This is a genomic window from Ruminococcus sp. 5_1_39BFAA (assembly GCF_964240875.1).
Taxonomy (GTDB): Bacteria; Bacillota; Clostridia; order Lachnospirales; family Lachnospiraceae; genus Blautia_A.
This window is the reverse complement of sequence record NZ_CAXSVO010000032.1, coordinates 37,114-43,817: the sequence shown is the minus strand read 5'-3', so window position 1 is coordinate 43,817 and position 6,704 is coordinate 37,114. Positions and strand designations below refer to the sequence as shown.

6 protein-coding genes are annotated in these 6,704 nt (G+C 36.5%); all 6 read left to right on the top strand.

Annotated elements, in window-relative coordinates; genetic code table 11:
* Positions 1-422: 422 nt before the first annotated feature.
* Positions 423-1,664, top strand: coding sequence for an ABC transporter substrate-binding protein (locus tag ACESZH_RS20750; RefSeq protein ID WP_373218821.1), 1,242 nt, complete (start codon positions 423-425; stop codon positions 1,662-1,664).
* A gap of 77 nt (positions 1,665-1,741) precedes the next feature.
* Positions 1,742-2,632, top strand: a complete 891-nt coding sequence (locus ACESZH_RS20745; RefSeq protein WP_373218820.1) for a carbohydrate ABC transporter permease — start codon at positions 1,742-1,744, stop codon at positions 2,630-2,632.
* 15 nt (positions 2,633-2,647) lie between these two features.
* The gene (locus tag ACESZH_RS20740) at positions 2,648-3,481 is read left to right on the top strand and encodes a carbohydrate ABC transporter permease (RefSeq protein WP_373218819.1); all 834 of its coding nucleotides are present in this window, start codon (positions 2,648-2,650) and stop codon (positions 3,479-3,481) included.
* Positions 3,482-3,488: 7 nt separating this feature from the next.
* Complete coding sequence (locus ACESZH_RS20735; RefSeq protein ID WP_373218817.1) at positions 3,489-4,739, top strand: MFS transporter; 1,251 nt, start codon at positions 3,489-3,491, stop codon at positions 4,737-4,739.
* A gap of 4 nt (positions 4,740-4,743) precedes the next feature.
* Positions 4,744-5,634 (top strand): sugar phosphate isomerase/epimerase family protein, encoded by an 891-nt coding sequence (locus tag ACESZH_RS20730; protein WP_373218816.1) that lies wholly within the window; start codon positions 4,744-4,746, stop codon positions 5,632-5,634.
* Between the two features lie 177 nt (positions 5,635-5,811).
* Entirely contained in the window at positions 5,812-6,702 is an 891-nt protein-coding gene (locus tag ACESZH_RS20725) for a sugar phosphate isomerase/epimerase family protein (protein WP_373218815.1), read from the top strand.
* The last annotated feature ends 2 nt before the right edge of the window (positions 6,703-6,704 follow it).

The following is a 6,704-nucleotide window of genomic DNA, read 5'->3' as shown; positions in this document are numbered from 1 at the left end:
AAATGGAGCGTCACTTGAAGCTGTTTTCGAAATGGTAGGGTAATTTTGTGCAAATTTCAATATTTGCTCATTTATAGTATACAATTTCTAACACTCACAGAACACACAGGGTGGAAAAAGGCGATGCTATGCTTATGACAGAACACTATTTGTGCTGCTTTTATGGAGATATAGCGGAATACGGATTTGGAATAGAATAAAACTGTGGAAAAATGACTTAGGAGGGAAAATAAAAATAGGTTATTGTGGTTGATTTGTATAGGATAATTAAAAGAATAAATGAAAATGAAGTAAAAATGACGAAAATGGCAAGATGTGGTAAACGAAAAACAATTCTAGCGATTGAGTTAAAAGATATTTTAAGTAAAATAGAATATACAAGGATGAAGTCTTGAAAGTCACAAAAAGAAGGAGGAAAAGACATGAAAAAAAGACTTATTAGTGCGGTGCTTACTGCTGCGATGGTTGCTGTTCCTTTTGCCAGTGTTGCAGAAGCCGCAAAAGAAGAAACAGTTGTATTGGAAATGTATGAGATGAAAGGATATCTGAAAGATGTATATTTGGAAATAGTCGATGAATTCTGTAAAGAACATCCAAATGTAAAAGTAGAATATACATGTCCTGATGATTCAGAAACAGTATTCTTTACTCGTGTATCTTCAAACGATATTCCTGATATCATGTCTATCTATCCAGCAGAATACACTTATCAGGCATGTATGCGAGATGGTGTTTACGCTGATTTGACAGGAAAAGAGTTTCTGAACAATGTGGAAGAAAGAGCACTTGAGTTTTCTAAATGTAACGCAGATGGAAAAAGTTATGCTGTTCCTATGATTTATAATGCAATGGGGATTTATTGCAACAAAACTCTGTTTGAAGAAGCAGGTTTAGAGCTGCCAACTACATGGGATGAATTGATTTCATGTCTGGAAACATTCAAAACTAACGGATACGAAAGTCCATTATTCTTCTGTACATCAGATGGTTTTGATCAGTTTGCAGAACGTTTGATAGGTATTATTAATCCTAACTTCTGTGATGTCAGTGAGGCAGTAGGCAATGGAGAAGGTTCTTTTACAGATGCTGATAAACCAGAAGTAAAACAGGTTGCAGAAGCTATATTACAGTTAGCAGAATATGGTCCAGTTGACATTATGGGTGCTGATTCTGAACAGGGCCTCACTGATTTTGCAATGGGAAATTATCCAATGGCTATTGGCGGAACATGGAAAAATAACCGTATCGTAGCAACAAATCCAGATTTGGATGTTACTATGATTCCAATTCCAAATCCTGTATCTGATGAACAGAGAGTGCCGATTAACGTAGATGTTGCATGGGCTTATTCAGCAACTACAGAACATCCAGAAGAGTGTGAAGCTTTACTTGAATACATGTCCAGACCAGAAAATGTACAGAAAATTGCAGATGTAGAAGGTGCTGCAACATGTGTAAAAGGCGTAGATGATACAAAAAGTATTCTGAAAGATATCAATGAAGCTTGCCGTGGAGAAAACACATTCTTAACATTAGTAAACTTCTGGCCGTCTGGTTGGAGGAGTGAATGGAAAATTTATTTGCAGCAGTTATTAGATGATGGAAATATTGATGCACTGCTTGCAGAAACAGATCGTATCAGTGTAGATTGTTACAATAAATAAGGTTTTGCTTACAAATAGCTTCCAGAGGAATTCCTTATGGAAGCTATTTTCTTCCATTTTTGAACAGGAGGTATATAATGGAAAAAACTAAAAAGAAAAAGAAAATAACGTCTAAGTCTATAACTATGTTTTTGTTTACTGTACCGTCTACTATAGTATATAGTTTGTTTTTTATTTATCCGATTATTTTAGGAATTTATTATGGATTTACAAACTGGAACGGTATCAGCAAGGATTACGAAGTAATCGGATTTAAGAATTATATTGATGTTTTTTCAAATAGTCGTTTCCAAAAATCAATCTTGTTTACTATGAAATATACAGTTTGGTATGTGATTTTAGTAATAGGAATTAGTTTAGTGCTTGCATTGATCTTTAATATGAGAATAAAAGGAAATGGTTTTTTCCGCGCAGTTTACTTTTTCCCGGCAGTAGTGAGTGGTTTGATTGTATCGTTGATTTTTAGAACTATATTTGTCAATATTATGCCGCAGCTGGGAAAACAATTAGGAATTGACTGGTTGTCCAGAAATATTTTAGGCAGCAAGGATACGGCAATGTTTGGTATTTTGATCATTACTGTATGGGGAGCGGTTGCTATGGCAACTGTTATTTTATTGGCTGGTTTACAATCCGTTCCCATGGAATTATATGAAAGTGCAGAGTTGGATGGAGCTGGAAAATGGGCAAAATTTAGATACATTACATTTCCATTTTTGCTTCCTGTGTTTTCTGTAGAAGTGATCCTCCAATTAAAAGCAGGACTTTGTGTTATGGATGTGATTATGGCTACTACAGGGGGTGGTCCAGCCGGAGCAACAGAAAGTGTATCTATGTTGATCTATAATCACGGTTTCCGAGAAGTAAATTTCTCTTATGCGATTGCAGAGGCTATGATTTTAGCGTTGATTATCATCGCCATTTCTTTCGCTCAGTTAATTGTTACTAATAAGAAGAAAGTTTATTAATGTAGGGGGAAACGTATGAAGAAAAAAACGAATATTTTAATTTATGTGTTTTTGATTTTTGGATTGATAGTGATTCTTGCCCCTATGGGGATTGCCGTATTGACTTCTGTAAAAACACAGAGAGAAGCATTGCAGAGTCTTCTAACATTGCCAAAATCTATTTGTATTGAAAATTATATAAACGTATTAAAAAAACCTGGATTTTTAAATTCCTTTGTCAATACAGTTATTGTTACTGTAGTTAGTTGTTTCGGCGTTGTACTTTTGACTCCAATGGTTTCCTATGCAATAGCGAGAAATATGGACAAGAAAAAATATTATATGTTCTTGTATTTTTTCCTGATTTTAGGAATTTTTGTTCCTTTTCAGGTAAAGATGATGCCTTTGGTGCGTGTTATGTCTGATTTTTCATTACTTAATATTCCAGGACTGATTATTGTATATCAGGCATCTGCTACTTGTGAAGCTGTATTTTTATATACCGCTTATATCAAAGGTATTCCTGCGGACATGGAAGAAGCAGCTTATATTGATGGCGCTAGTACATTTGATACATACAGAATGATTGTTTTTCCATTGATCAAACCAATGACAGCAACAGTTGTTATTATGGATGGCCTTTGGTTCTGGGGAGACTTTCTGTTACCAGTATTGACGCTGAATAGAACGCCAAAAGATTATACGTTAATGCTGTTTGCTTATAACTTTAAAGCCAGTGCTACTGGAGCGCCTAATTATCCGGAGTATTTTGCAGCACTTCTCTTAACCATGGTTCCGATTGTAATCGTGTATATGTTTATGCAGAAACAGATTATGGGTGGATTAACTGGCGGAGCAGTAAAAGGTTAAAATTAATATGAATAATAAATTAGTAGATCAGAAAAAAGGAAGGATATTATTTATTCTTTGTTGGTTGGTATATTTTTCCTCTTATATAGGAAGATTAAATTATTCTTCGGTGATGTCTTCTATTGTAGAAGAAAATATACTGACATTTTCGCAAGCAGGTACGATCAGTATGGTGTACTTTTTTGCTTATGGTACAGGACAGTTCTGTAATGGGATTTTAGGAGATAAGATTAAGCCTCAGAAAATGATTTTTACAGGATTGTTTGTATCGGGAATTGCAAATGTATTGATGGGGATTACTGCTGCATTTGGAGCAATGGTTGTTTTGTGGGGGATTAATGGATATATGCAGTCCATGATTTGGCCTCCAATTATTCGTATTTTTGCGGAGAAATATACCAATGAAAAGAAGAAAAAATACAGTATTGATATCGCCTCCAGTATGGCAATAGGAACTCTGATGTCTTATTTTCTTTCTGCCTGTGCTATGAAATTTTTCTCATGGCATGCAGCATTTTACTTAGCATCATGCATTATGATTGTGATTGCTTTTGTATGGATCAAAGGATATGGGAAAATAGAAGAATTCCAAAAAGATCATGTGGTATATGAGGAAGAAAAAAACATAGTAAAAGCAACAGTTGATGAAAAACAAGTATCTTTCTTCAGTGTTTTAATAGGATCAGGGCTGTTGCTGGTTGTACTTCCAGTTATGATCCATGGAATATTAAAGGATGGTGTGACCCAATGGGTTCCTACTTACATCTATGAAAATTTTGAGGTAACAGCGTCATTTTCTGTTATCGTCACGATGATTTTGCCAATCGTAAATTTGACTGGTGCATACATGGCAAGATTTGTAGATAAGATATATCCAAAGCAGGAAGTGAAATCGGCATGTTGGTTTTTTGGATGTGCAGTAGTATCGTTGCTTTTACTGTTGGGATTGGGTAAATATCATGTTCTTCTATCTGTAACTTTATTTGCGGTAGTGACAGCGTGTATGATGGCTGTAAATACTTTGTTTGTCAATTTATTACCTCTGCATTTTGAAAAACAAGGAAGAGTGTCCTCTGTATCAGGTTTCCTTAATTCTGTTGCATATATAGGAAGTGCCATTTCAACATTTACGATTGGTGTGATGGTAGAACATGTAGGATGGAACGCAACTATGCTGAGTTGGATTGGAATTACGGTAGTGGCATTTGTTCTGTGTTTATTGATTCGTAAAAAAGATTTTTATAAGAAAGGAAGATGAATTTATGGAATTAGCAATTGCGACAGACTATAGAGGTGAATTTAGAAAAATTGAAGATATCGAAGCCTGTCTTCATGAAATTGCAGAAGCTGGTTTTTCGCATATCCACTGGTGTTTTGAATGGATAGGGGAATATATCTATTCCAAAGCAGAGATGTATCAGATTCGGGAATGGATGGAAAAGTATGGTTTAAAAGCAAAATCACTTCATGCCAGCAATGGGAGTAATTGCGGTGATGCAAAGCAAAAAGGACATTATCGAAAAGATTATACATCGGAGATGGAGTTGAATCGAATTGCAGGAAGAGAATTAATTGAGAATCGTGTGGAATTGGCACATATAATCGGTGCAACGGAGATTGTACTTCATATGTATCTTCCATTTCTGGATTTCCAGAATAAACCAGAGTCCAAAGAGGTATTTTACCGTCAGGTACTTCGATCTTTAGATGAATTGGAACCATTTTGCAAAGAACGAAAAGTACGTATTTGTATAGAAAATTTGTTTGAGGCACCGGGAGAATTACAGCTGGAACAGTTTGATTTGTTGTTCGCACGTTATCCAAAAGAGTTTTTAGGTTTCTGTCTGGATACAGGACATGCTAATCTTGTATGGGGCGATTCCTTTATTGAAGTCCTGGTAGAACGATACAAGGATCGTCTGTTTTCTATTCATATGCACGATAACAAAGGGTGGGGCGATGAACCTGGATGTGGAGATGCACATCGTTTGCCAGGTGAAGGAAATATCGATTGGAAGCGCCTGATGGGTGTGCTGCGCACTTCTGCTTATGAATTGCCATGGACACTGGAAGTGAGTAAGCCAGCAAAGGAAGATGCTGCTGCCTATTTGAAGCGTGCAAAAGATGCTGGTGCATGGATGGATTGTCAGTGAAATGAACATATAAATATCTGAGATGTCGGTTCCGGAACAGTCATGAAATGGAAAAAGGTTTATTGAATCAATCTCAGATGGATGTGTGTGCAAAACGTATTTTAAATTTAATTTTGAAAATGGATTGAAGTCCACATGAATCATAAATTGGTAGATCAGAAAAAGGAGGGTGAACTTATGAATTTAGCGATTGGGACAGACTATGAGGGTAGATCTAAAAGAATCGAAGATATAGAAATGTGTCTTCGCGAAATTGCGGAAGCGGGTTTTTCGCATGTTCACTGGTGTTTTGAATGGACAGGAGATTATATCTACTCCAAAGCAGAGATGTATCAGATTCGGGAATGGATGGAAAAGTATGGTTTAAAAGCAAAATCACTTCATGCCAGCAATGGGAGTAATTGCGGTGATACAAAGCAAAAAGGACATTATCGAAAAGATTATACATCGGAGATGGAGTCGAATCGAATTGCAGGAAGAGAATTAATTGAGAATCGTGTGGAACTGGCACATATAATCGGTGCAACGGAGATTGTACTTCATATGTATCTTCCATTTCTGGATTTCCAGAATAAACCAGAGTCCAAAGAGGTATTTTACCGTCAGGTACTTCGATCTTTAGATGAATTAGAACCATTTTGCAAAGAACGAAATGTACGTATCTGTATTGAAAACTTGTTTGAGGCACCGGGAGAATTACAGCTGGAACAGTTTGATTTGCTGTTCGCACGTTATCCAAAAGAGTTTTTAGGTTTCTGTCTGGATACAGGACATGCTAATCTTGTATGGGGCGATTCCTTTATTGAAGTTCTGGCAGAACGATACAAGGATCGGCTGTTTTCTATTCATATGCACGATAACAAAGGGTGGGGCGATGAACCTGGATGTGGCGATGCACACCGTTTGCCAGGTGAAGGAAATATCGATTGGAAGCGCCTGATGGGTGTGCTACGTACTTCTGTTTATGAATTACCATGGATATTGGAAGTGAAAAAGCCAGCAGAGGAAGATACTGCTGCCTATTTGAAGCGTGCAAAAGAAGCGGGTGCATGGATGGATAACCAGTAAAA